The organism is Klebsiella sp. GW_Kp182 (assembly GCF_040062275.1).
Classification (GTDB): domain Bacteria; phylum Pseudomonadota; class Gammaproteobacteria; order Enterobacterales; family Enterobacteriaceae; genus Klebsiella; species Klebsiella michiganensis.
Genome location: NZ_JBEAFQ010000001.1, coordinates 100802 through 121804 on the forward strand (window position 1 = coordinate 100802; position 21003 = coordinate 121804).

Below are 21003 nucleotides of genomic sequence, written 5' to 3' on the forward strand. Positions count from 1 at the left end.
CTATTTTGGGATGAGTCATGATGAATTTTAGAGCATTACTGGCAATTACGTTACTGGCGATAAGCGCTTTCGCTTCGAGTGAGACGCGTCTGCCGCATATCGTAATCCTGGCGACCGGAGGGACGATTGCCGGTTCAGCGGCCAGCAATACCCAGACTACCGGGTACAAAGCCGGCGCGATTGGCGTACAGACGCTGATTAATGCCGTGCCTGAGATGAGCAAAGTCGCACGCGTTGACGGCGAGCAGGTCGCTAATATCGGCAGCGAAAATATGACCAGCGACATCATTCTCAAACTGTCAAAGCGCGTCAATGAACTGCTGGCACGCGATGATGTGGACGGCGTAGTGATTACCCATGGTACCGACACCCTGGACGAGACGCCTTATTTCCTCAACCTGACGGTAAAAAGCAATAAGCCGGTCGTTTTCACGGCGGCAATGCGTCCGGCCACGGCCATCAGCGCCGACGGTCCGATGAATCTGCTGGAAGCGGTGACCGTGGCGGCCGACCCGGAAGCGAAGGGCCGCGGCGTGATGGTGGTGCTTAATGACCGCATCGGCGCGGCGCGTTTTGTCACTAAGACCAACGCCACGACGCTGGATACCTTCAAGGCGCCGGAAGAGGGCTATCTGGGCGTTATCGTGAGCGGCAAACCGCAGTTCGAAACTCGCGTGGATAAAATTCATACCGTGCGTTCGGTTTTTGACGTCCGCAATCTTAACGCGCTACCGAAAGTGGTCATTATTTATGGCTATCAGGATGACCCTGAATATATGTATGACGCGGCGATCGCGCACCATGCTGACGGGATTATCTATGCGGGCACCGGCGCGGGGTCGGTCTCCGTACGCAGCGCGGCGGGGATCGAAAAGGCGGAAAAAGCCGGTATCGTGGTGGTTCGCGCCTCGCGTACCGGCAGCGGCGTGGTGCCGGTTGATGACGGCCAGCCTGGGCTGGTAGCCGACTCGCTCAACCCGGCAAAAGCGCGCATCCTGCTGATGACGGCGCTGACGCAAACGAAAAATCCGCAGGTGATCCAGCAGTACTTCCACACCTACTGATCAACTTCGGGTAGGGCGCAGCGCGCCTTACCCGGGTTATTTCACCACGCACATCGGGCGCTGCGACACCGGCTCCGGGTGAATCTCCGCCTCCAGGTGAAAAATCTCCCGTAGCATCTCCGGCGTCAGTACCGTTTCCGCCAGACCCTGAGCCTGCACCTGGCCCCCTTCAAGCACCACCAGATGGTCGCAGTAGCGGCTGGCCTGGTTCAGGTCGTGCAGTACGGTGACCACGGTCTTGCCCATCGTCTGCAGCTCGCGCATCAGCGTCATCAGCGCCACCTGATGATGAATATCCAGCCAGGTCGTTGGCTCATCGAGCAGCACCAGCGGCGTATCCTGCGCCAGCAGCAGCGCCAGAAAAGCCCGCTGCCGCTGGCCGCCGGAAAGGGCGGTCAGCGGTTGTTCCGCCAGCGCAGCGATGCCGGTTCGTTGTAGCGCGCTGTCGACCTGCTGTCGATCCTGCGCGGAAAGCCGCCCCCACAGCGGTAGCCACGGACTTCGGCCGTAGCCGACCAGCTCGCGTACGGTGACGCCTTCCGGAACGTGATGCTGCTGCGGCAGCAGCGCCAGTCGCCGCGCCAGCTGACGGGCGGAGAGGCGGTTTAAGGGGACATCATTGAGCCAGACCTCGCCGGCGATGGGCGTCAGGAGGCGAGAGAAACACTTCAGCAGCGTTGATTTACCGCAGCCGTTTGGCCCCAGCAGCGCGGTAATTTTCCCGCCCGGTAGCGTCAGATCGAGATTGTTGATAACGCGCTTGCCGCCATAGCCAGCGGTTAGCTTTTCTATTCGCAGTTCCATTTAACGCATTCTCACAAGAAGCCAGATAAACCAGGGGGCGCCGATAATCGCCGTCAGCACGCCTGCCGGCAGTTCAAGCGGCGGATGCAGCGTTCGCGCCAGCAGATCGGCGAGCAGCAGAACCAGTCCGCCCGTGAGCGCAGAGAGCGGCAATAAACGGCGATGGCGGCCGCCGAAGAGGCGACGCACAAGATGCGGCACCACAAGGCTGATAAAGGCGACAGGACCGCAGACCGCGACGCCAATCGACGCGAGGGCCACCGCCAGCGTTAAGCCGTAGCCGTTAAGCCAGCGTACGTTGACGCCGAGCGTTCCCGCGCGCTCATGGCCTAGCGCCAGCAGGTCGAGATCGCGACTGAGAGCGAAGCTTAAGGGCAGCAAAATCGCCAGCAGGGGCAGGACGATGATGACGAATGCGCCGTCTCTGGCCCACAGGCTTCCGGTCAGCCACAGCAGCGCGTTATTGATCTCCTGTGGCCGCGACAGTAAGAGGTAGTCGGTCACGCTGGCCCAGCAGGCCGACAGCGCGATGCCGGTCAGCGCCAGGCGCATTGGTCGAGAAAAACCGGCAAGGGCGAGCGGTATTACCATCGCCACCATTCCGCCGATAAAGGCCAGCAGCGGCAGCCACGGCAGGGGCAGGGACGGTAAAAACCACAGTGCCGCCACCGAGGTCAGGCTCGCCCCGTGGTTAATGCCCAGAATGTCCGGCGAGGCCAGCGGATTATGCACAATACCCTGAACCAGCGCCCCGGAAACCGCCAGCGCGGCGCCGATAATCAGCGCCAGCACCACGCGCGGCAGGCGATATTGCATAAGGACGTAGTGATACTCGCTGTCCGTATGCCATCCGCTGAGCAGCGCTCGCCACGGCAGCGGGATCGCCCCCATCCGCAGCGAGAACAGGGTTAACAGCGTGAGCGCGAGCCATAAAAACACGATGCGTTGTTTCACCCGCGTCTCCTGACCAGCCAGACAAAACAGGGCCCGCCCGCCAGCGCCAGCACCGCGCCCGCGGGCAGTTCACCCGGCCAGGCCAACGCTCTGGCGAGCATATCCGCCAGCAGCATAAACAGGGCGCCCAGCAGGGCGCTGACCGGCAAAAAAGTACGATGATCGTGACCCGCCCAAAAACGCGCCAGATGCGGGACCAGCAGGCCAACAAAGGCAATCGGTCCGGCGACGCTGACGCTGGCGCCGGTAAGCAGCAACACGGCCGCGTTGATAAGCAGGCGCAGGCGCGGCAAATTCACCCCCAGCGAATGGGCGGCGGTATCGCTGACGTTGAGCAGATTAAGCGCGTTGGCCAGCAGGAATACGCCGGGGGTAATCAGCGCGACAAAAGGGAAAAGCTGCCAGAACTCGGCCCAGCGCACGTGGGAAACGCCGCCCGCAAGCCAGGTAAGAATGCCCCAGGCGCGATCTTCCGCCAGCAGCAGGGTCATTCTGGTCAACGCCATGCATAGCGCCGAGAGAGCAATACCGGCGAGGATCAACCGTTGGCGATCCTGCTGTTGACGCCAGCCGCCGCCGGCGCTCATCACCAGCAGCCAGCTTATTCCGCCGCCGCAGGCGGCAATCAGCGCCAGCGAAGAGCCCGCCAGCGGTGCCGGACTGAATGCGCTGGTCAGCGCCATCGCCAGCGCCGCGCCGCTATTAATACCGAGCAGTGAAGGCGATGCCAGCGGGTTATGGGTAAGCGTTTGTAATAACGCCCCCGACATTGCCAGCGAGGCGCCGAGCATTACCGCCACCAGGCTGCGGGGCAGGCGCAGATTAAGCACCAGCGCCTCCGCAAGCGAAGGAGACTCAGGCGCCAGCAGGGCGTGAAGGGCGTTGAGCGGCGAAATCGGGATGGGCGAATAGCAGAACAGGCTCAGCCAGAACAGGCCGCTGAGGGCCAGCAGCGGCCATCCCCAGATAAAAAACGCGCGACGGAACGGTTTCATGGCGTGATATCAACCGCCCGGTGGTGGACAATTTTAACCATATCGCTGGCAATACGCTCGGCGGCGAAGATCCCGCGCATCCGCGCCCAGCTGTTGCTGTCGACGGCTGCGACCTGCCCTTTCTGCTCGGCCTGCAGCATTGGCCACAGGGAGTCCTGCTGCCATTTTTTCACGATACTTTCAGTACGGTAATGGGCGACCAGCAGCCATTGCGGATTCAGGGCCAGCAGCTGTTCGAAATTTATCGCCGCCATCGGCGCGCCGCCGATCGGCGGCGGAACCTTCAGGCCAAGCGCCGTCAGCACGCTGCCGGTATAAGTTTGCGTTGAGTGAAGATTAAACTGCTGTTCGCGAGAGGTGCCAAACAGCACGCTGGCGCCAGCCGGCAGCTGTCGGGAAAACGCCGCCATTTTTTGCCGATGCAGCGCCAGACGTTGCTGCATCTCCTTATCCTTACCCACTACTTTGCCGATAATCGCCGCTGACTGCAGGTTCTCCTCCCAGGTTTCATTGCGCGATTTCAACAGCAGCACCGGGGCAATTTGCCTCAGGGCGGCGTAAATTCCGGCATGGCGACTGCTATCGGCGACGATCAGATCGGGATGCAGCGCGCTGATGGCCTCCAGTGAAGGCTGGGCGCGGGTGCCCACCGACTGCCAGGGCTTCAGACGTGCGCGTACGTCCGCCAGAATACGCGACGGATCGTTGTCATCGGCCACGCCTGTCGGGCTAACGTCAACCGCCGCCAGCGCGTCGACAAAGGAGAGTTCAAGCACGACGATGCGCTGCGGCGTTTTATCAAGCGTAAAGCGACCGCGCTCATCCTGTACGGTGGCGGCAAAGAGCGGGCCCGCCAGAAACAGCAGGCTGAAAATACACAGACGAACAAGGCTAAACATTATTCACTCCAGCTTGCCGGACAGGGCGCGAATAGCGCTGTCCGGCAACGCTCTATCATCAGAACTTCATTGATCCTTGCAGGTACAGCGTGCGCGGCTGACCGGCGTAAAGCCCTTTGTTGTTATCGTCGTACGAGCGGGTGTAATACGCATGGTCGAAGATGTTTTTCACCCCCAGCGCGAGGTTGAGATTGGCCATCTGCGGGCCAAAGTCATAGGCCACGCGAGCGCCCCACAGCATATAGCCGGGAATGCGGCCGGTGCTGCCATCGGCGCTTTCGGCAACGGTATTGGCGTTATCGGCAAACTGGCTCGACTGGAAGTCGCCGTTGAAGTTAAACGTCCAGCTGCCGGGCTTGTAATCGACGCCAAAGGTGCCTTTGTGCTTCGGCGAGAAGGGAACCTGGTTACCGTAGGTATCGCCTTTCTCGCGAATTTCAGCATTGACGTACGCATAGCTGGCGTAGACAGAGAGATTATCAAGCGCGGGTGAAAGCTCGCCGAGGGCGTAACGGGTTTGCGCTTCCAGGCCGCTATGACGGGTTTTACCGCGGGCGGTGACCGTGTCATTGGTCTGGTTGGAATCGTACTGATTGTTGAAGTTAATCAGGAACAGCCCCATCTCTGCGGTCAGCGCGCCGTCATCGTAGCGGGTGCCGACTTCCCAGGTTCGCGCTTTTTCCGGTTCCACATTGCCGCTTTGCACAGCCTTGCCAATCTGGCTGTACTGTACGGTGCCGAATGAGCCTTCTGTGTTGGCATAAAGATTCCAGCTGTCGGTGAGGTGATAAAGAACATTCAGCGCCGGGAGCGGGGCGTTATAGCTGACCCGTTCGCGGGTGCCCAGCAGATTATTGTCCTGATAAGACTCAATGTGCTCAAAGCGCATACCTGGCGTAATCGTCCAGTTGCCGATATCCACGCGATCGTCGATATACCAGGCGTGGGCTTCGGTGCCGGAACGGGTATCGCGATCGTACGGACTGGCGGTGCTGGGCAGCTCGCCGCTGGTGGTCGCGGTGTAGTAACGCATCTCGTGGGTCGATTCGTTGACGTAGCGATAGCCGATGCCGACTTCGTGGGCGGATGGGCCGATCATAAAGCTTTGGCTGTAGCGCGGCTCGATGCCGCGGACCCAATATTCGCGCGGGGAGAGGGTAATGCGCTTACCCTGTTCCAGGTAGCCGCTGCGCAGGGTATGGGTATAGAACCCCTGAATATTAAATTTATGCTGCGCATCCGGCTGGTACTGGTAGCCGAGGCTGGCGAGCTGGCGGCGCCCCCAAAAGCGGTCATAAGGACGCGTGGACTGCCAGCGGTCGGCGTTGTAGTCGGCGCGGGAGAGGCCGCCGGGCATATCGGCTTCGCCGTCATAGTATTGCAGCAGGCTGTTAAAGGTATGGACTTCGTTGGGCGCGTATTTGCTTTTCAGCATCACATCATCAATCCGCGTGGCGCTGTGTTCGCGCCAGTCGCTGCCCCGGGTGCCGGAGTAAAGCAGGGCGGATCCGAAACCGTTGTCCGCCGTGCCGCCGATCGCGAGGTTATGCGTCTCTTTCGGGTTGTTTTGCGAAGAGGTGGGGCTGAGCTGCCCTTCAATGCCGCCCTGAATGCCAAAATCCTCGGGGATGGCGCGGGTGACGAAGTTCACCACGCCGCCGACGCTCTGCGGCCCGTAGCGCACCGCGCCGCCGCCGCGCACGACATCGATGGCGTCCATATTGCCGAGCGAGACCGGCGCCAGCGAAAGCTGCGGCTGGCCGTAGGGGGCAAAGGGAACCGGGATACCGTCCATCAGCACCGTGGAACGGCTGGCAAGCCGCGGGTTGAGGCCACGAATACCGAAGTTCATCGCCAGGTCGTGACTGCCGGTGCCGGTATTTTCCGGCGCGTTGACGCCGGGGATCCGGTTCAGCACTTCGCGCATCGTGGCGGCACCGGTTTTGGCGAAATCCTCCCGACGGATCACGTCGCGGGCGCCGGCGTGCTCAAAGACATCATTTTCGCGCGCGTCGCCAAGCCAGTCCCCGACGACGGTGAGGGTGGATTCTGCACTGACGGACGCGGGATCCAGCTCCAGGGTCCAGACGTTCTTGCCCAGCGGCTTGAGCCGTAATCCGCTGCCGTTCAGCAGCCTGCGTAAACCCTCTTCGGTTTCAAAGCTGCCGTGCAGGCCCGGACTATGCTTGCCGCGCGTCAGGCTGGCGTCGGCGGAAAGCGTGATACCGCTGCGGGCGGCATATTGGTTCAGGGCGTGATCTAACTCCCCGGCGGCAATATCATACTGCGCGGCGGCGAATACCGGCGCGGCAGCCAGCCCCGCTAGCGGCAGCAGGCTTAAACGGATTGCCATCACCAGAGGCATCGGTTTGCGTAAAACGCGTAAAGGCGTCATCTCTTCTCCACCATCGTTTTTGGTTATATTCATCAGATAAGTCGAACGAGCAGGGGAAAAGGGACAATAGAGAATGAGAATTTTTTCGATTTTTTTTCTCAGGCCGGAACGAGCGTGACCCAGTAGCGGGTGACAGACCGCAATGTAATCGGCAGCGTTTGCGCGATAACCTGCAGAATGGCATCAGGGTCGCCCAGCGGAAAGGTGCCGCTCAGGCGTAAATCGGCCACGGCGGGATCGCAGCGCAGCACCCCGGAGCGATAGCGGGCGAGGGTTTCGACCACTTCGCTCAGCGGGGCGTCGTGGAAGGTCAGCACGCCCCGGATCCAGCTATCCTCGCCGCCGTTGAGCTTAACCAGGGCGGCGAAGCGATCGCGGGTAAACCACAGGCTTTCCCCGGCGTTAACGCGTTGGGCGCTGCCGGACGGTAAAACCACTTCTACGGCATGCTGCTGTACCGCCAGCCGGGTGCCGCCGGCAAACTGACGGACGGTGAATGCGGTCCCGAGCGCGGTGAGAGTGCCTTCCCGCGTTTGCACCCGAAAAGGCCGCTGCCGGCTGTCGTGAGCGGTCCTGATGGCGATTTCGCCGTAGCGTAAATGAACCATGCGCTGCCGCGCGTCAAAACGGACGTCGGCGGCACTTTCGCTATTCAGCGTCAGCAGCGAACCGTCGGCAAGCCGCTGCGGGCGCGGTATTCCTTTCGCCGTCCGGTAGTCGGCGCGGAGGCCCTCCGCCAGCTCGGACTCCCAGAGCCGCCAGCTGCCTCCGGCCGCCAGCAAAAGCATCAGCCCTTTCAGCACGTGGCGACGCGCCAGACGGCTATCGTGAAGAGCACGGCTGGCCAGCCCGCCCGGCAGTTGCCCCATCTGCTGACGCAGGTTTTCTACCTGCTGCCACGCCCACTGATTTTCGTTGTTTTGCTCATACCACTGCTGCCAGCGGGCCTCCAGCTGCGGACTGACGCGCCCATCGCTGAGGACCGCGTACCAGTGCGAGGCGGAACGCAGCGCCTGACGACGGGATTCGCTTAGCGTCGGTTTCACAGGCCATTCTCCAGACGGAACAGCAGGCAGTGCTCGGTGGCTTTCGCGATATATTTCTTAACCGAACTGATGGAAACCGCCAGGCGGCTGGCGATATCGGCGTAGGTCAGCCCTTCAAGCTGCGAGAGCAAAAACGCTTCCCGGGCTTTTGCGTTAAGCCCGTCCAGCATGGCATCAATCTGCTGTAACAGTTCGAGCTGGCTCTGCCATAGCTCCGGTGAGGGAGAGAGCTCTGGCGGTAGCTGAGAGAGCATGTCGAGCCAGGCGCGCTCCAGGGCGTTGCGGCGGAACAGGTCGATCATCACCCGTTTAGCAATCGTGCAGAGAAAAGATTTTGGATCGCGAATCGTCAACAGCGACTCGCCGGCCATAATTCGGACAAAGGTGTCCTGCGCTACGTCGTCGGCGTCATAAGCGGATTGCAACTTATGGGTAAGCCATTTTTTCAGCCAGCCATGATGGTCGCTATAGAGCGAGGCAAGCGTCAGCGGAGAGGCGATGGCGGAAGAAGGTGACATAGCCAGGTTCAGGAGAGTTGATCAATACGGCATATGTTAATATGAGAATGGTTATCATTTCAATAAAGCGCGGCAGGGATAAGGGCCATATAGACTCATAGTAACGATAAGTGATTGTTAAATATTGAATAGATTTTTCCCCTCATTGCATCATTTCTTTCCCTTTCTGCTTAATGCAAATAAAATTCATTATCATTATTCCCTCCTTAACCTTAATGTTGTATTTATAATGCATCTTATGGAGAGTGAGGAAAGTCAAATGAACGCAAGCGAAAAAGCCGGACATACGTTTTTGGCAAGCCTGGGGAAAACCCGCTTACGCCCCGGCGGCATTGAAGCCACAGAGTGGCTATTTCAGCAGGCGGGTTTTACCGCCGACAGTAAAGTTCTGGAGGTAGCCTGTAATATGGGGACAACCTCTATTGAGCTGGCGCAGCGTTTTCGCTGCAGCGTTTACGCCATCGATATGGATAAAGACGCGCTGGCGAAAGCCCGGCAAAATATCGTTCGCGAAGGTGTGGATCATCGGGTGATAGTGATGGAGGCGAATGCCGCTCGGCTGCCATTTGCCGATGCAACGTTTGATATGGTGATAAATGAAGCGATGCTCACCATGTATGCGGATAAAGCCAAAGAGAAACTGGTGGCGGAATATTTTCGCGTTCTTAAGCCCGGCGGTCGTTTGCTGACGCACGATATCATGTATACGCAGGATGCGCTGGGAGAGGACGCCCGGCGGCAGCTGCAGGGGGTGGTGAAATCCCACGTCAGCCCGCTGAGCGCCGCCGCCTGGCAGACGCTTTTCCAACGGACCGGCTTTGACGCCGTAAGCATTCATCATGGACCGATGTCGCTGATGTCGCCGCGAGGGTTGATGAAAGATGAAGGTTTTAAACAGGCGCTAAAAATTGTCGGCAATGGTTTGTTGAAGCGCGAGAATCGTCCGAGATTTTTCTCTATGTTGCGTTTTTTTCAACGTCATAAAAGGCATTTGAACTTTATTGCCTGCTGTTCTGTTAAAGCAACGGAGGTAAAAAGTCTGAAATAACCCACCGGCGATATGGATAATTGTCGATAAATATTAATTATTGTCAGGAAAGTAAAATAAGCTGATTCTTATTTTAGTCATTTCTCTGACACTCATTTTTAATATTGCTATTTTATGTCAGTGAGGCTTATGGAAGATAAAGGAATAGCCTGTCCGCAAACGTTGTGAAAAGGATAACAGAAAGCAGAGGCTACCCCGACCTCATCTGGATGCAGCCGTACCTCGACGCGGCTTCAGCTGCGGCCTGCGGGTTACCACAGCGACGTTCTGGTTGGAAAAGACGCATACTTTATGTTGAATGATTAGCGCGTTAATCATTCTTGCGGTGGATATTTGAGGTTTATTATTCACTTTTTTATTTACATTTTGTTACAGGTGTGCTGGTATTGTGTTTTTTTCTGTTGGCCTCTTTTTTTACTTGCCGGAGTGAATTTACCAGGATTATTATTGTCTGAACTGCTACACGTACCGCCTAATGACAGATGAAGGGACTCGTTTTTTCCTTAAGCGTTACCTCATGTTCTAATGTTTACAGGAAAAAACATGTCTTACGCTTTTAATAAAAAACTTCTTCATCCCCGTAATTGGGGGACCTGGTTTGGCCTGGGCGTGCTCTGGCTCATCGTCCAGCTTCCTTATCCCGTCTTGCATCTTATCGGTACCAGCGCCGGTCGCGCATCCCGGCGCTTCCTGAAACGCCGTGAGCATATCGCCAGACGCAATCTCGAACTTTGCTTTCCCACCATGTCGCCCGCGGCGCGCGAAAAGCTTATCGAACAGAACTTCATGTCGCTAGGGATGGGCCTGATTGAAACAGGGATGGCATGGTTCTGGAGCGATGAGCGCGTTAAGAAATGGTTTGACGTGGAAGGTATGGTCAATCTCAATAATGCCCTGAGCGAACAAAAAGGCGTGATGGTCGTTGGCGTCCACTTTATGTCGCTTGAACTGGGTGGCCGTACGATGGGGCTGTGTCGTCCGATGATGGCGACCTACCGTCCGCATAATAGCCCGTTAATGGAGTGGGTGCAGACGCGCGGTCGTTTGCGCTCGAACAAGGCGATGATTGACCGTCGTAATTTATCCGGTCTGGTACATGCCTTAAAGTCGGGTGAAGCGGTGTGGTTTGCGCCGGATCAGGACTACGGCCCGAAGGGGAGCGTATTTGCTCCGTTCTTCTCGGTACAGCAGGCAGCAACGACCAACGGTACCTACGTACTCTCTCGTTTGTCGGGCGCGAAAATGCTCACCATCAGCATGGTGCGTAAAGCGGACCGCAGAGGTTATAGCCTGCACATCAGCGACGTCATGAGCGACTATCCTGGCGAAGATAAACAGGATGCGGCAAGCTATATCAACAAGGTTATTGAGAAAGAGATCCTGCGCGCGCCGGAGCAATACCTGTGGGTTCACCGCCGCTTTAAAACCCGTCCGCTGGGCGAAACTTCGCTCTATTAAGCCCTCCGCACTCGCGGCGCTTTCAAAATGGTCCCGGTTGCGTTAACGTGCGCGGGATCATATTTTTTGTTGTAAGCGAAGGAGTGCGTTGTGTTCGCTGAGTTTGGTGTATTGAATTACCTGACCTATCTGGTCGGCGCTATCTTTATCATCCTGGTTCCCGGCCCGAATACCTTTTTTGTCCTCAAGACCGGCATCGCCCACGGCGTTAAAAAAGGGTATCTGGCGGCGGCAGGCGTGTTTATTGGCGATGCGGTGCTGATGTTTCTGGCTTTTGCCGGCGTCGCGACGCTCATCAAGACTACGCCGGTGCTGTTCAATATCGTGCGTTACCTGGGGGCGATTTATCTGCTGTGGATGGGCGGCAAGATGCTCTACGCGGTGTTAACCCAGCGTGATGGTCATTCGTCTGCTGATTCCGAGCCGGGCAGCGCGATTCTCAAACGTTCGCTGACCCTTAGCCTGACGAATCCAAAAGCGATTCTTTTTTATGTCTCATTCTTCGTGCAGTTTATTGACGTCAGCGCCAAAACGCCCGGGCTGGCGTTCTTTATTCTGGCGCTGACCCTGGAGATAATCAGCTTCATCTATATGAGCTTTTTGATCCTCTCCGGCTCTTTCGTCACGCGTTACGTGAAGACGAAAAAGAAGCTGGCGAAAATCGGCAACAGTCTGATAGGCCTTGTGTTTGTCGGTTTTGCCGCCCGTCTGGCGACGCTCCAGTCGTAATCGTTGGGGGCCGGTACGCGGGACCGGCCCTATAGTGACTGTCACTGCCTCGTAACAAAATCCCTTCAATTTTGATTGCATTGGTGTTACATATACAGCCGATTATCGCTCAGAAAAAAGGGAACCCGGATGATTCTGCAGAAACTCACCAGCAATAAAAACAGCAAGAAGTTCTTTTTGTCGATCGCGGCGATCTTTGCCATCGCGCTTATCGTGGTTGGGCGCGCCACCTTTGGCGGCGTGGTGAGTGAATACAATATGCCGTATTCAGAATGGACGACGTCAATGTTCTTCCTGCAGGGGGCGATGGTCACGGTTTACAGCATTGTGTTTACGCTGCTGTTTTCCATCCCGCTGGGTTTCCTCTTTTTAGGTTCCGACCGCCGGGACTAATTTCATGCAATAAGGCGAACCGAAGTTCGCCTTATTATGTTTCCACGGCTATCGCCAGTCTCTGTCGTCATGATGATGGTGGCGGTGTTGATGGTGATAGCCTGGGTCGACAATACATCCCGATAACAGCGTGCAAAGCGCCAGAATCAACGGCAACACGATCGGTTTTTTCATTTCTCACTTCTCCAGTTAAATCCGTGCGCAAAAACGGGCATGCGCCATCGGCTGATGAGGTGAGTGTATGCTTTTAACTTATTGAGTAGATGAGATAATTCTGCAATCCTTGCCGGAAAGACGCGCGAATAATCCTGGATTTACCACCAGCCCAATTGCGTACCCGCCACGGCGACGATGGCGACAATAAGCATAATTATGGTGCTTTTTTTCATTACGCTCCGCCTGGTGCCGCATAGCCGCCGACAAAAAACCAGCCCAGAAAAACCACGGCGACGATAAAAATAGCCACCGGAAATAGAATACCCAGTCTCATTATTGAGCCCCTGTAAGTGCGAGTCGTGTCGACTATGATACGGGATTTCACCGTAGATTAGTCAATATGAAAAAAACGCCCCTGACGGCGAGACTGCTTATCCTGATACATCGCCTCATCGGCGGCGCGCAGCGCCAGTTCTACGTCGATCTGCCAGGGGTCGGCTTCAATCACCCCAAAACTGGCGCCGGGGTAGTTAATCCGGTGTTCGCCAAGGAAATAGATCCCCGCCAGCGCTTGACGTAACGCGGCGATATACTCCTGCTGGTCGGCTGAATCGGGACCCGGACCGACAATTAAAAACTCATCGCCGCCGAGACGGCCTACAATATCGCCGCTGCGCACGCGGGCGGCCAGGCGTTCTCCGATCTGAATCAAAAAGCTGTCGCCGCACGGGTGGCCGAATCGATCGTTGATTGCTTTGAAATCATCGAGATCGATAAAAATCAGTAGCACGCTGCGCTGCTGTTCCCGGGCCTGCGAAAACTGTGCGGCAAGATGCTTAAACAGCGAGCGGCGATTCGGCAAACCCGTAAGCTCGTCGGTATACGAATGCATCTCCAGCGCGACGTTAGCCGCCCGAAGCTGCTGTACCAGCGTCTCTTTCTCAACGTAATGGGAGATGAGGTTGGCAAACAGATTCATCACCTGCTCACCCTCAATGTTATAGGGCTGTCTTGCCCGGCTGGTGGCGCACAGCGTGCCGAATAATGAGCCGTCGGTCAGGCGCACGGGAATGCTGAAAAAGGTGGCGATCCCCAAATCCTGGGCGGCGAGACACGAACGCCAGCGCTCGGCAACATCGTTGCTAAAAATGCAGCGGTCGTCCAGCGCGCGTTTGCACAGCGAGTCGTTCCACGGGACGGAGAACCCTTCGGGGATCTGCATTTCGCTGCTGTTGTGCGCGTACATAATATGCTGGCGCTGCGCGTCGAAGTCGATACGAGTCAGGTAGGTAGATTCCATTCGGGTAACCAGCTCCAGCATCTCAAGCAGCTGTCGCACCAGGGTTTCGAGGGAGTGTTCATTAGCGAGCGTTTGCGACACGCGAGCGAGAATAAAATCGGACATGAGAAATACGGCTCCCGAATGCTAATCGTCACTACCAGCAAATGATGCTAAAAAACAATCAGCGCAGAATTAACAGAGATACACAAAATTTAACACATCTGGGGGGAGAATACCTGCATCCGCGGCGGGAAAAAAAGCCCCGTCGGGGGCGACGGGGAAAACTCATTGATTATGGAATGATCTGTTCTCTGGTCAATTCGAGAACAGGGCTACTCTACGATGCAAAAGTGCAGCTAAAATGGAGAAACCGTGGAGATTCAGGGTGAAAGACCGTTTTAATCGATTAAGGAGGGGAAATGAAGGGGATGATAGTCATGCTGCCTCTGGCGCTTGCCGGATGCGCGCAGAGTCAGCCGGCGCAGCAAGCACACCCGATAGGGATGGCTAACCCGGCTTCGGTATACTGCCAGCAGCTGGGAGGGAAACAGGTTCCTGTCCAAAGCCCGCAGGGCGTGCGCACCGAGTGCAAGCTACCCAGTGGTGAAACGTTAGATGAATGGGCGCTCTGGCGCCGCGATCATCCGGCTAAGTCATAGCGCTTTCAGCCAGTCAGCCAGCACCTGGGCATGGTTTTGCCGGGTGTTTTTCGCTGCGTAGAGCAGCGTCAGCGGCTGCTGCCTGGCAAGCGCGGCCAGGCGCTCGCCTTCATCGCGGTGGGCTTCCAGCTCCTGGCGATAGCGCTGGCTAAAGTGGGCAAAATCAAGCGTCTCGCCGTGAAAAGCCTTACGCAAATCAGTCGATGGCGCCAGGATTTTGCACCACTCATCGTAATTCAGCGCCTCTTTTTTTATTCCGCGCGGCCACAGGCGGTCTACCAGTATCCGGTAGCCGTCGCTCGCTTCCTGCGGGTCATAAACCCGTTTACATTGAATCATCGTCACTCTCCCTCTGTTCCATCCAGGCAAGCAGCTGCGGCAACTGCTGCTCGGAAAATACCGTTATCCCGTATTCGCGAAGCAGGGCGGCGGCAACGCCAGCGCCGGGTTTGCGCTGTCCGTTAAAGGTACCATCATAGATAAACTGACTGCCGCAGGTTGGGCTGCCGTCGGTGAGCAATGCTGCGGTACAGCCTTCCTCCTGCGCTGCTTTTAGCGCCAGCCAGGCGGCCAGCTGATAGCTCGCAGTGACGTCCTGGCCGTCACTTTCAACAATTTTCGCACGGTTTTGCATGACATCCGCTCCCTGCGCGCCAAGGATTTCCGCCGGTAGCCTGGGGATGGGCAATCCGGCAGCCAGCTCCGGGCAGTGGGTGACCAGCCGCCCCTCGCTCTGCCAGCGAGACAGCGCGTTAGCCAGCCGGGCTTTGTGGCTACCGTTATAGCGAACCTGAAAGCCCATCAGGCAGGCGCTAACCAAAATTTTGTCCTTCATCATGCATCCATAGCGATTTGTCTGCCCTATACCATAGCGCCAGTCAGGCTAAATTACCCGCGTTCAGAAGCAGACAAAATAAGGATTGTGTTCTGCCGTTGAGATCGCTAACCTGAGGCTCCTTGTGTTGCCTGATATTCGCTCTGACATAAGGATTCTGCTATGAACTCCCCCCTGCGTATTGCCCTGGTTGGTGATTACAACCCTGATGTAGTTGCCCATAAAGCGATTCCCCTGGCGATTGATGATGCCGCCGCCGTACTGGAGCTGCCGCTGCGTTATGACTGGCTGGCCACCAGCGAAATAAAGTCCGCTGACGATCTCGCTGATTACGATGCTATCTGGGTGGTTCCCGCCAGCCCCTATAAAAACGCCGAAGGCGCGTTTATCGCTATACGCCACGCGCGGGAAAACAGCATTCCGTTCCTTGGCACCTGCGGAGGATTCCAGCACGCGATTATCGAATACGCGCGCAACGTTATGGGCTGGCGGGATGCCGCACATGCGGAAACCGATACCGAAGGCCGGATGGTTATCGCGCCGCTTAGCTGCTCGCTGGTAGAAAAGTCGGACAACATTGAACTGCGGGCCAATACGCTGATCTCTCGCGCCTATGGCCGCGACAGTATTGAAGAGGGTTACCACTGCAGCTACGGGATTGCCAGCGATTTTGCCCGCGAGCTGGAGCAGGGCGACCTGCGGGTTACGGGCTGGGATGATGACGGTGAGATTCGGGCGGTAGAACTGGTGACGCATCCGTTCTTTGTCGCCACGCTATTTCAGCACGAGCGCAATGCGCTGGAAGGCAGACCTGCGCCGCTGGTTCACGCGTTTTTACGCGCGGCAAGTCAGTGAGCGAACGCCCGGCGGCGGTTGCCGGGCGTCGATATCGCTAGCCGTTGATCTCCCGATCGCGACCGGCCAGCGCGCCAAATACCGCCATCGCAACGGAAATCAGCGCCACGGCGATCAGCGGGATATGCCAGTCGCCGTTGGCATCATGAATTTTTCCCATCACCGGCGGCCCGCAGGCGGCCAGCAGATAGCCCACCGCCTGCGCCATTCCCGACAGCGCGGCGGCCTGGTGCGCCGAGCTGGCGCGCAGCCCGATAAAGGTCAATCCCAGAATCATGGTCGCGCCGGAACCGAAGCCAAAGATAAGCGTCCACAGCACCGCCTGAGCGGGTAAAAACCATAAACCGAGCGCGCTGACTGCACACATCAGGGCGACCAGCACCGCAATGCCGCGCTGATCTTTCAGCCGATGCAGTATTAACGGGATCGCCAGCCCCGGCGCCGCGGTGGCGAGCTGGAGCAGCCCGTGCAGGGAGCCCGCCTGCGCTTCGCTGTAGCCTATGCTTTGCAAAATGGCGGGCAGCCAGCCGATGATGACGTAGTAGACCAGCGAGTTAATCCCGAGAAACAGCGTCACCTGCCAGGCCAGCGCCGAGCGCCAGATCCCGCGGTTGTGGATGGCGCCCGACCCCGTCAGCGGCGCGGTGACTTGCCTGCGCGCCTGCGGTAGCCAGATAAACAGCGCCAGCAGCGGAAATGCCATCAGCATCAACAGCGCGCCGCGCCAGCCCAGTCCGGCGAGCGCCAGCGGAACGACCATTGCCGAACCCAGCGCCGCCGCGCCCCCCATGGTGAGAGAGTAAGCGCCGGTCATTTTGGCGACGTGCTGCGAGAAGTCACGTTTGATCAGTCCGGGCAGCAGAACGTTTCCCAGGGCGATGCCGCAGCCGATAATCGCGGTTCCGATAAACAGCAGCGAGACGAAGGGCAGGGAGCGCAGACCCACGCCGAGGCAAATCAGGATCATCGCCAGCAGCAGGCTACGTTCAATGCCGAATCGGCGGGCGACACCCGCCGCCAGCGGCGAGACCAGGCCAAAGGCCAGCAGCGGCAGTGTGGTTAACAGACCGGTTTGCGCGGTGGTGAGGCCATATTCGCTGCGAATGGCATCAAGCAGCGGCGCGGCGCCGGTAAAGGTGACCCGCAAGGTGGTGGCGATAAGCAGAATACCGGCAATCAATAGCAGATTACGGCGGCCGGCAGAAGGTGAAACAGAATTCATGGCTATCTCAAACAAGAATACGTGGCGCTTACCATAGCCTGTTTGCCGCCTGTTTAAATCAAGCTAAAATGACAGATTATCGCTAAAATCGGACAATATCATGATCGGACTCGGCCTGGACGGCTACGACCCGGACAGCGGCCACGAAGCGGCGGCGGCTTTTCGTATTCAGGTGGTCGCGGACGAGCAGTACATTCCGCGCCATCAGCACCGTAAAGGTCAGCTCATCCTGGCGCTGCACGGAGCGCTGACCTGCGAAGTGGAGAACGCGATGTGGATGGTGCCTCCGCAGTACGCGGTGTGGGTACCGGGACAGGTGCCGCACAGCAATCGCGCGACGCCGGAGGCGCAGGTCTGCTTTTTATTTATTGAACCCCACGCGGCGCCGATGCCGGATTTCTGCTGCACGCTAAAGATTTCGCCGCTGGTGCGCGAGCTTATCCTCGTTATGGCCGAGCGCGGCAGGGCCGAACTCGCTAAACCGGCAATGAACCGCCTGGTGCAGGTGCTGTTCGATGAACTCCCGCAGCAGCCGCAGGAGCACCTGCAGCTCCCGGTCTCCGGGCATCCAAAAATTCGTCAGATGGTGGACACGATGGCCGTCGACCCGGCCCGCTGGCAAACGCTGGCGCAGTGGGCTGCGGAGTTTGCCATGAGCGAACGCAATCTGGCGCGGCTGGTGGTGCGTGAGACGGGCTTAAGCTTTCGCCGCTGGCGACATCAGCTGCAGCTGATCCTCTCCCTGCAGATGCTGATCCGCGGGCAGACGGTACAGCAGACGGCGCAGAGCCTGGGCTATGACTCGACCACCGCCTTTATTACCATGTTTAAAAAGGGCCTCGGGCAAACCCCGGGGCGCTATCTTGCCAGCCTGGCTACGACTTCCCAATAAACAGCGAAATGATCCCGGCGGCGATCAGCGGGCCGACCGGGACGCCGCGGAAGAGGGCGACGCCGAGCACGGTGCCGACCAGCAGTCCGGCTACCAGCTGCGGCTGCGAGCCCATCAGCGCCACGCCGCGCCCGCCGAGCCAGGAAACAAAAACCCCCACGGCAATCGCCAGCAACGATTTCCAGTTCACGAAGGAGTGCAGCAGCGTAGAGGGCGGTAGCGTGCCGCTGGCAATGGGCGCCATCACGCCGATGGTGAGAATAATAATACCGATGGTCAGCCCTTGCTTTTCAATCCACGGAAAGAAGGCGTTGAGCGGGGTGACGCGGACGATAATTAATACCAGGATTGAAATAGCTACGGTGGTGTTATGGCTAATAAAGCCGAGCGCCGCCAGGCCCAGCAGTATTAACAGGGTGGTGTCGAGCATGTGCAGAGGTCCTTGCCAGAATATAAAAAAGAACAGCCCGTTTACTCTACGCATAATCGCGTAAGTAAACAGGTTTTTTATCGCAGACTCGCGATTTGAGGCATCTGCACGATCGATTTTCCCCCGCGGCACAATGCGCGCCCTGGCGCAGGAGAGGGAACAATCAGGCTTCGCGATGAAACGCGATCAGTTCCGGACGGGCAATACGCAGATAGTCGGCGGTATCAAGGATGATGGACTTATCAAGCTGCCCGGCGTTGAAGGCGATTTCCGGGAAGCGCTCAAACAGCAGCGGGTCGGCGACCAGGCGTAAAGAGGGGTGGAAGCTGAAAGGGGGAATGGCGCCAAAGACGCAGGCGGTCAGGGCGTCAACTTCCGCCGGACTGGCCAGAGAGGCTTTGCTGCCGCCGACGTATTCGGCCAGACGGGCTAAATCCGCCTGCAGATCGGCGGCAAGGATAGCCAGAACGTGCTGATTAACCCCATGTCCTTTAATTTTACATACCAGCGCTTTTGCTCCCTGACCCAGCGCGGTGCCGCGGATCTTCGACACGGCTTCACACTTTCCGACGGCTTCATGTTCCACGACCCGGTAACGGGCGTGGTCGCGGTTAAGCAGCGCCAACAGCTGCTGATGAATACTCACTTTTACCGGCGCGTTCATGTCGTTTTTTTCCTTAAAAATAAAACCTCAAGATTAATCCTCTCGCCCCGGGTAAGCGTGTTTTTTTTGCTTTTTATTTTCGTACAGCCGGGCATCCGCGATTTTCATGACGTCGGCCAGGCTATCCCCCGGCGCCATGCTGCAGGCCCCCCATGAGAAATTAACGCGCTGGTTAATGTCAATTTCCTTCAGGTGCTGGCGAATACGCTCGGGTATATTTTTCGCCTCCTGTTCCTCATAATCGATCAGTATCAGGAAGAACTCATCGCCGCCCAGCCGGATGCCGTAATCGCTTTTACGTATGGCGGCGGAAATGGACTGGGCGAGCAGCACGATGGCGCGGTCGCCTTCATCGTGTCCCCAGGTGTCATTAAGGTATTTTAGCCGGTCGCAGTCCAGCGCCATAAACACGATATTCACGCCTTGCTCGGTGAGCTTTTGCATACGCGATTCCAGCAGCGAGGAGAGAATTTTTCGGTTGTACAGACCGGTTAAAGAATCACTAATGTTTTCTTTAAAAACGTCGGTATACAGGCGAAAGTGCATGCGTACCAGGTGCAGCAGAACGCCGGTAGATATCAGGTAAAACAAAAATAGCTTCCAGGAGCTAAGCAGAAAATAGGACATATCCAGCGACAGCGAAATGTGCAGGTTTTCCGCCACCTGCTGGCTATGGTGGGCGTAGCTGAAAAAATGCGTGTTGCTGCGGTGAACGCGGATTTCAGACGTTGAGTCCGAGTCCGTTAAGGTGATGTCGAGATAGCGCCAGACCAGGGGGCGGTCGGTGGTATAGAGCAGCTTCTCAATATCGTGACGAGTGACGTCCACCATCACAATGCCCTTCAGCCGATCCCGATGATAGACCGGGGTTAAGAACGACAAAATATTCTGTCCGGTTAGCGCGTCAGCATAGATACTGGAAATTAGCGTACGCCCGCGAAGTAAACCGTTAAGACTGAACTGAGTGATGCCCAGTTTACTGTCGTGAAGAAAGTTCCAGTTATCAACGGGGCTGCTATTTATCTCAATCGGCGAATAGAAATACGCGTATTTATTGTCTAAATCGAGGTAATAGCGGAAGCGTTTATCGGATTTGAAGGTTGCCGAATTCAGCGCGGCGATAATATCGCTTTGGGCTATCGCGGCATCAAAAGCCTGCAGGGCCGGGAGATCGTTAATCCACGGCTCGCACGAAGGCTGGGTGGTACTGAGCGTACCGTGAAGCCCGGGGAAGGTATGCCCGGCGATATTGAGCCCGTATACGTTGCCATTGGTCTGCACGCCAGCGCAGGCCTGTTGGGCCTTTTCGGCAGTGGGATGCGTATCCAGCTTTCGCGAGACCTGGGAGATAACCAACTGATTTTGATATTTATCGTACAGAAAGGCGGATTCGCCCTTCTCGACGATGTAGCGCATGTATTCCGACATATCCCGATGGCTGGCGACTAATTCATACACCAGAAATGAAGATGTCAGGACAACCACCCCCGCAGAAATGAAATGTCGGAGTAATTTATTCTGTAATTTCATGATGATAATTTCGCCAGCACAATTAAGACAATTCTACCATGTGCGGCGCAGGGACGCCACGTTCGGTGGCAGGCAGACTGTTTATCTATCCAGTGCCGGAATCGGGCACCACCGCGCGGCAATGAAAATAAATAGTTTATTAAATATGAGGGCGCTAATGAATATTGCTGTCATA

General features: G+C 57.2%; 24 protein-coding genes. 8 read left to right on the forward strand and 16 right to left on the reverse strand.

Annotation, left to right across the window (positions count from 1 at the left end):
- The first annotated feature begins 20 nt into the window (after nucleotides 1–20).
- Entirely contained in the window at nucleotides 21–1064 is a 1044-nt protein-coding gene (fraE, locus tag ABLU88_RS00515; RefSeq protein WP_009653379.1) for a fructose-asparagine asparaginase, read from the forward strand.
- Between the two features lie 36 nt (nucleotides 1065–1100).
- Here fraE and fecE read toward each other — a convergent pair whose 3' ends face one another.
- The 7 genes from fecE to fecI form a co-directional block, all read right to left on the reverse strand.
- Nucleotides 1101–1868, reverse strand: a complete 768-nt coding sequence (gene fecE, locus ABLU88_RS00520) for a Fe(3+) dicitrate ABC transporter ATP-binding protein FecE (protein ID WP_048261618.1) — start codon at nucleotides 1866–1868, stop codon at nucleotides 1101–1103.
- Nucleotides 1869–2822 (reverse strand): Fe(3+) dicitrate ABC transporter permease subunit FecD, encoded by a 954-nt coding sequence (gene fecD / locus ABLU88_RS00525; protein WP_025106936.1) that lies wholly within the window; start codon nucleotides 2820–2822, stop codon nucleotides 1869–1871.
- Nucleotides 2819–3817, reverse strand: coding sequence for an iron-dicitrate ABC transporter permease FecC (gene fecC, locus ABLU88_RS00530; protein WP_048261619.1), 999 nt, complete (start codon nucleotides 3815–3817; stop codon nucleotides 2819–2821). The genes fecD and fecC overlap by 4 nt, the downstream gene beginning before the upstream one ends.
- Entirely contained in the window at nucleotides 3814–4716 is a 903-nt protein-coding gene (locus ABLU88_RS00535) for a Fe(3+) dicitrate ABC transporter substrate-binding protein FecB (protein ID WP_014838166.1), read from the reverse strand. The genes fecC and ABLU88_RS00535 overlap by 4 nt, the downstream gene beginning before the upstream one ends.
- A gap of 58 nt (nucleotides 4717–4774) precedes the next feature.
- On the reverse strand, nucleotides 4775–7111 hold the full coding sequence (gene fecA / locus ABLU88_RS00540) for a TonB-dependent Fe(3+) dicitrate receptor FecA (RefSeq protein WP_348836080.1): 2337 nt from the start codon (nucleotides 7109–7111) through the stop codon (nucleotides 4775–4777).
- Nucleotides 7112–7209: 98 nt separating this feature from the next.
- Nucleotides 7210–8157 carry a ferric citrate uptake sigma factor regulator FecR gene (gene fecR, locus ABLU88_RS00545; protein ID WP_048261624.1) on the reverse strand — a complete coding sequence of 316 codons (948 nt, stop codon included), beginning with the start codon at nucleotides 8155–8157 and terminating at the stop codon, nucleotides 7210–7212.
- Nucleotides 8154–8675: a ferric citrate uptake sigma factor FecI gene (fecI, locus tag ABLU88_RS00550; RefSeq protein ID WP_348836081.1), complete on the reverse strand. Its 522-nt coding sequence runs from the start codon at nucleotides 8673–8675 to the stop codon at nucleotides 8154–8156. Before fecI ends, fecR begins: the two co-directional genes overlap by 4 nt.
- A gap of 259 nt (nucleotides 8676–8934) precedes the next feature.
- On the opposite strand from fecI, the gene ABLU88_RS00555 reads away from it, so the two are divergent.
- The 4 genes from ABLU88_RS00555 (at nucleotide 8935) to ABLU88_RS00570 (ending at nucleotide 12303) form a co-directional block, all read left to right on the forward strand.
- Nucleotides 8935–9723 carry a class I SAM-dependent methyltransferase gene (locus tag ABLU88_RS00555; RefSeq protein WP_048261626.1) on the forward strand — a complete coding sequence of 263 codons (789 nt, stop codon included), beginning with the start codon at nucleotides 8935–8937 and terminating at the stop codon, nucleotides 9721–9723.
- Nucleotides 9724–10266: 543 nt separating this feature from the next.
- Nucleotides 10267–11181 (forward strand): kdo(2)-lipid IV(A) palmitoleoyltransferase, encoded by a 915-nt coding sequence (gene lpxP / locus ABLU88_RS00560; RefSeq protein ID WP_004138325.1) that lies wholly within the window; start codon nucleotides 10267–10269, stop codon nucleotides 11179–11181.
- 90 nt (nucleotides 11182–11271) lie between these two features.
- The gene (leuE, locus tag ABLU88_RS00565) at nucleotides 11272–11910 is read left to right on the forward strand and encodes a leucine efflux protein LeuE (protein ID WP_025106941.1); all 639 of its coding nucleotides are present in this window, start codon (nucleotides 11272–11274) and stop codon (nucleotides 11908–11910) included.
- 129 nt (nucleotides 11911–12039) lie between these two features.
- Entirely contained in the window at nucleotides 12040–12303 is a 264-nt protein-coding gene (locus tag ABLU88_RS00570) for a DUF2534 family protein (RefSeq protein ID WP_004131510.1), read from the forward strand.
- A 48-nt stretch (nucleotides 12304–12351) separates the two neighbouring features.
- Here the strand turns inward: ABLU88_RS00570 and ABLU88_RS00575 are convergent, their stop codons facing one another.
- The 3 genes from ABLU88_RS00575 to ABLU88_RS00585 form a co-directional block, all read right to left on the reverse strand.
- Nucleotides 12352–12477, reverse strand: coding sequence for a hypothetical protein (locus ABLU88_RS00575; protein ID WP_086074258.1), 126 nt, complete (start codon nucleotides 12475–12477; stop codon nucleotides 12352–12354).
- Between the two features lie 214 nt (nucleotides 12478–12691).
- Nucleotides 12692–12793: a YoaK family small membrane protein gene (locus ABLU88_RS00580; protein WP_004101234.1), complete on the reverse strand. Its 102-nt coding sequence runs from the start codon at nucleotides 12791–12793 to the stop codon at nucleotides 12692–12694.
- Nucleotides 12794–12850: 57 nt separating this feature from the next.
- Nucleotides 12851–13864, reverse strand: coding sequence for a sensor domain-containing diguanylate cyclase (locus ABLU88_RS00585; RefSeq protein ID WP_025106942.1), 1014 nt, complete (start codon nucleotides 13862–13864; stop codon nucleotides 12851–12853).
- Nucleotides 13865–14160: 296 nt separating this feature from the next.
- Between ABLU88_RS00585 and ABLU88_RS00590 the strand changes: the two genes are divergently transcribed.
- Nucleotides 14161–14400: a DUF333 domain-containing protein gene (locus tag ABLU88_RS00590; RefSeq protein WP_025106943.1), complete on the forward strand. Its 240-nt coding sequence runs from the start codon at nucleotides 14161–14163 to the stop codon at nucleotides 14398–14400.
- Here ABLU88_RS00590 and ABLU88_RS00595 read toward each other — a convergent pair.
- Both ABLU88_RS00595 and ABLU88_RS00600 read right to left on the reverse strand, forming a co-directional pair.
- Nucleotides 14395–14739, reverse strand: coding sequence for a DUF488 domain-containing protein (locus ABLU88_RS00595; protein ID WP_014228940.1), 345 nt, complete (start codon nucleotides 14737–14739; stop codon nucleotides 14395–14397). The two genes, ABLU88_RS00590 and ABLU88_RS00595, sit on opposite strands and share 6 nt — an antisense overlap.
- On the reverse strand, nucleotides 14726–15235 hold the full coding sequence (locus tag ABLU88_RS00600) for a DUF523 domain-containing protein (protein ID WP_224294119.1): 510 nt from the start codon (nucleotides 15233–15235) through the stop codon (nucleotides 14726–14728). The genes ABLU88_RS00595 and ABLU88_RS00600 overlap by 14 nt, the downstream gene beginning before the upstream one ends.
- 162 nt (nucleotides 15236–15397) lie before the next feature.
- Here ABLU88_RS00600 and ABLU88_RS00605 point away from each other — a divergent pair, with 162 nt between their 5' ends.
- A complete protein-coding gene (locus tag ABLU88_RS00605) occupies nucleotides 15398–16090 on the forward strand; it encodes a CTP synthase (protein WP_025106945.1) in 693 nt (230 codons plus the stop codon).
- Nucleotides 16091–16127: 37 nt separating this feature from the next.
- Here ABLU88_RS00605 and ABLU88_RS00610 read toward each other — a convergent pair whose 3' ends face one another.
- Entirely contained in the window at nucleotides 16128–17312 is a 1185-nt protein-coding gene (locus tag ABLU88_RS00610) for a CynX/NimT family MFS transporter (protein WP_032692759.1), read from the reverse strand.
- A gap of 97 nt (nucleotides 17313–17409) precedes the next feature.
- On the opposite strand from ABLU88_RS00610, the gene ABLU88_RS00615 reads away from it, so the two are divergent.
- Nucleotides 17410–18204, forward strand: a complete 795-nt coding sequence (locus ABLU88_RS00615; protein WP_162140806.1) for a helix-turn-helix transcriptional regulator — start codon at nucleotides 17410–17412, stop codon at nucleotides 18202–18204.
- On the opposite strand, the gene ABLU88_RS00620 is transcribed toward ABLU88_RS00615, so the two are convergent.
- The 3 genes from ABLU88_RS00620 to dgcJ form a co-directional block, all read right to left on the reverse strand.
- Complete coding sequence (locus ABLU88_RS00620; protein WP_004138309.1) at nucleotides 18188–18634, reverse strand: DUF441 domain-containing protein; 447 nt, start codon at nucleotides 18632–18634, stop codon at nucleotides 18188–18190. The two genes, ABLU88_RS00615 and ABLU88_RS00620, sit on opposite strands and share 17 nt — an antisense overlap.
- A 163-nt stretch (nucleotides 18635–18797) precedes the next feature.
- The gene (locus ABLU88_RS00625; protein WP_004850011.1) at nucleotides 18798–19298 is read right to left on the reverse strand and encodes a YbaK/prolyl-tRNA synthetase associated domain-containing protein; all 501 of its coding nucleotides are present in this window, start codon (nucleotides 19296–19298) and stop codon (nucleotides 18798–18800) included.
- A gap of 33 nt (nucleotides 19299–19331) precedes the next feature.
- The gene (gene dgcJ, locus ABLU88_RS00630) at nucleotides 19332–20828 is read right to left on the reverse strand and encodes a diguanylate cyclase DgcJ (RefSeq protein ID WP_048261684.1); all 1497 of its coding nucleotides are present in this window, start codon (nucleotides 20826–20828) and stop codon (nucleotides 19332–19334) included.
- Between the last annotated feature and the right edge of the window lie 175 nt (nucleotides 20829–21003).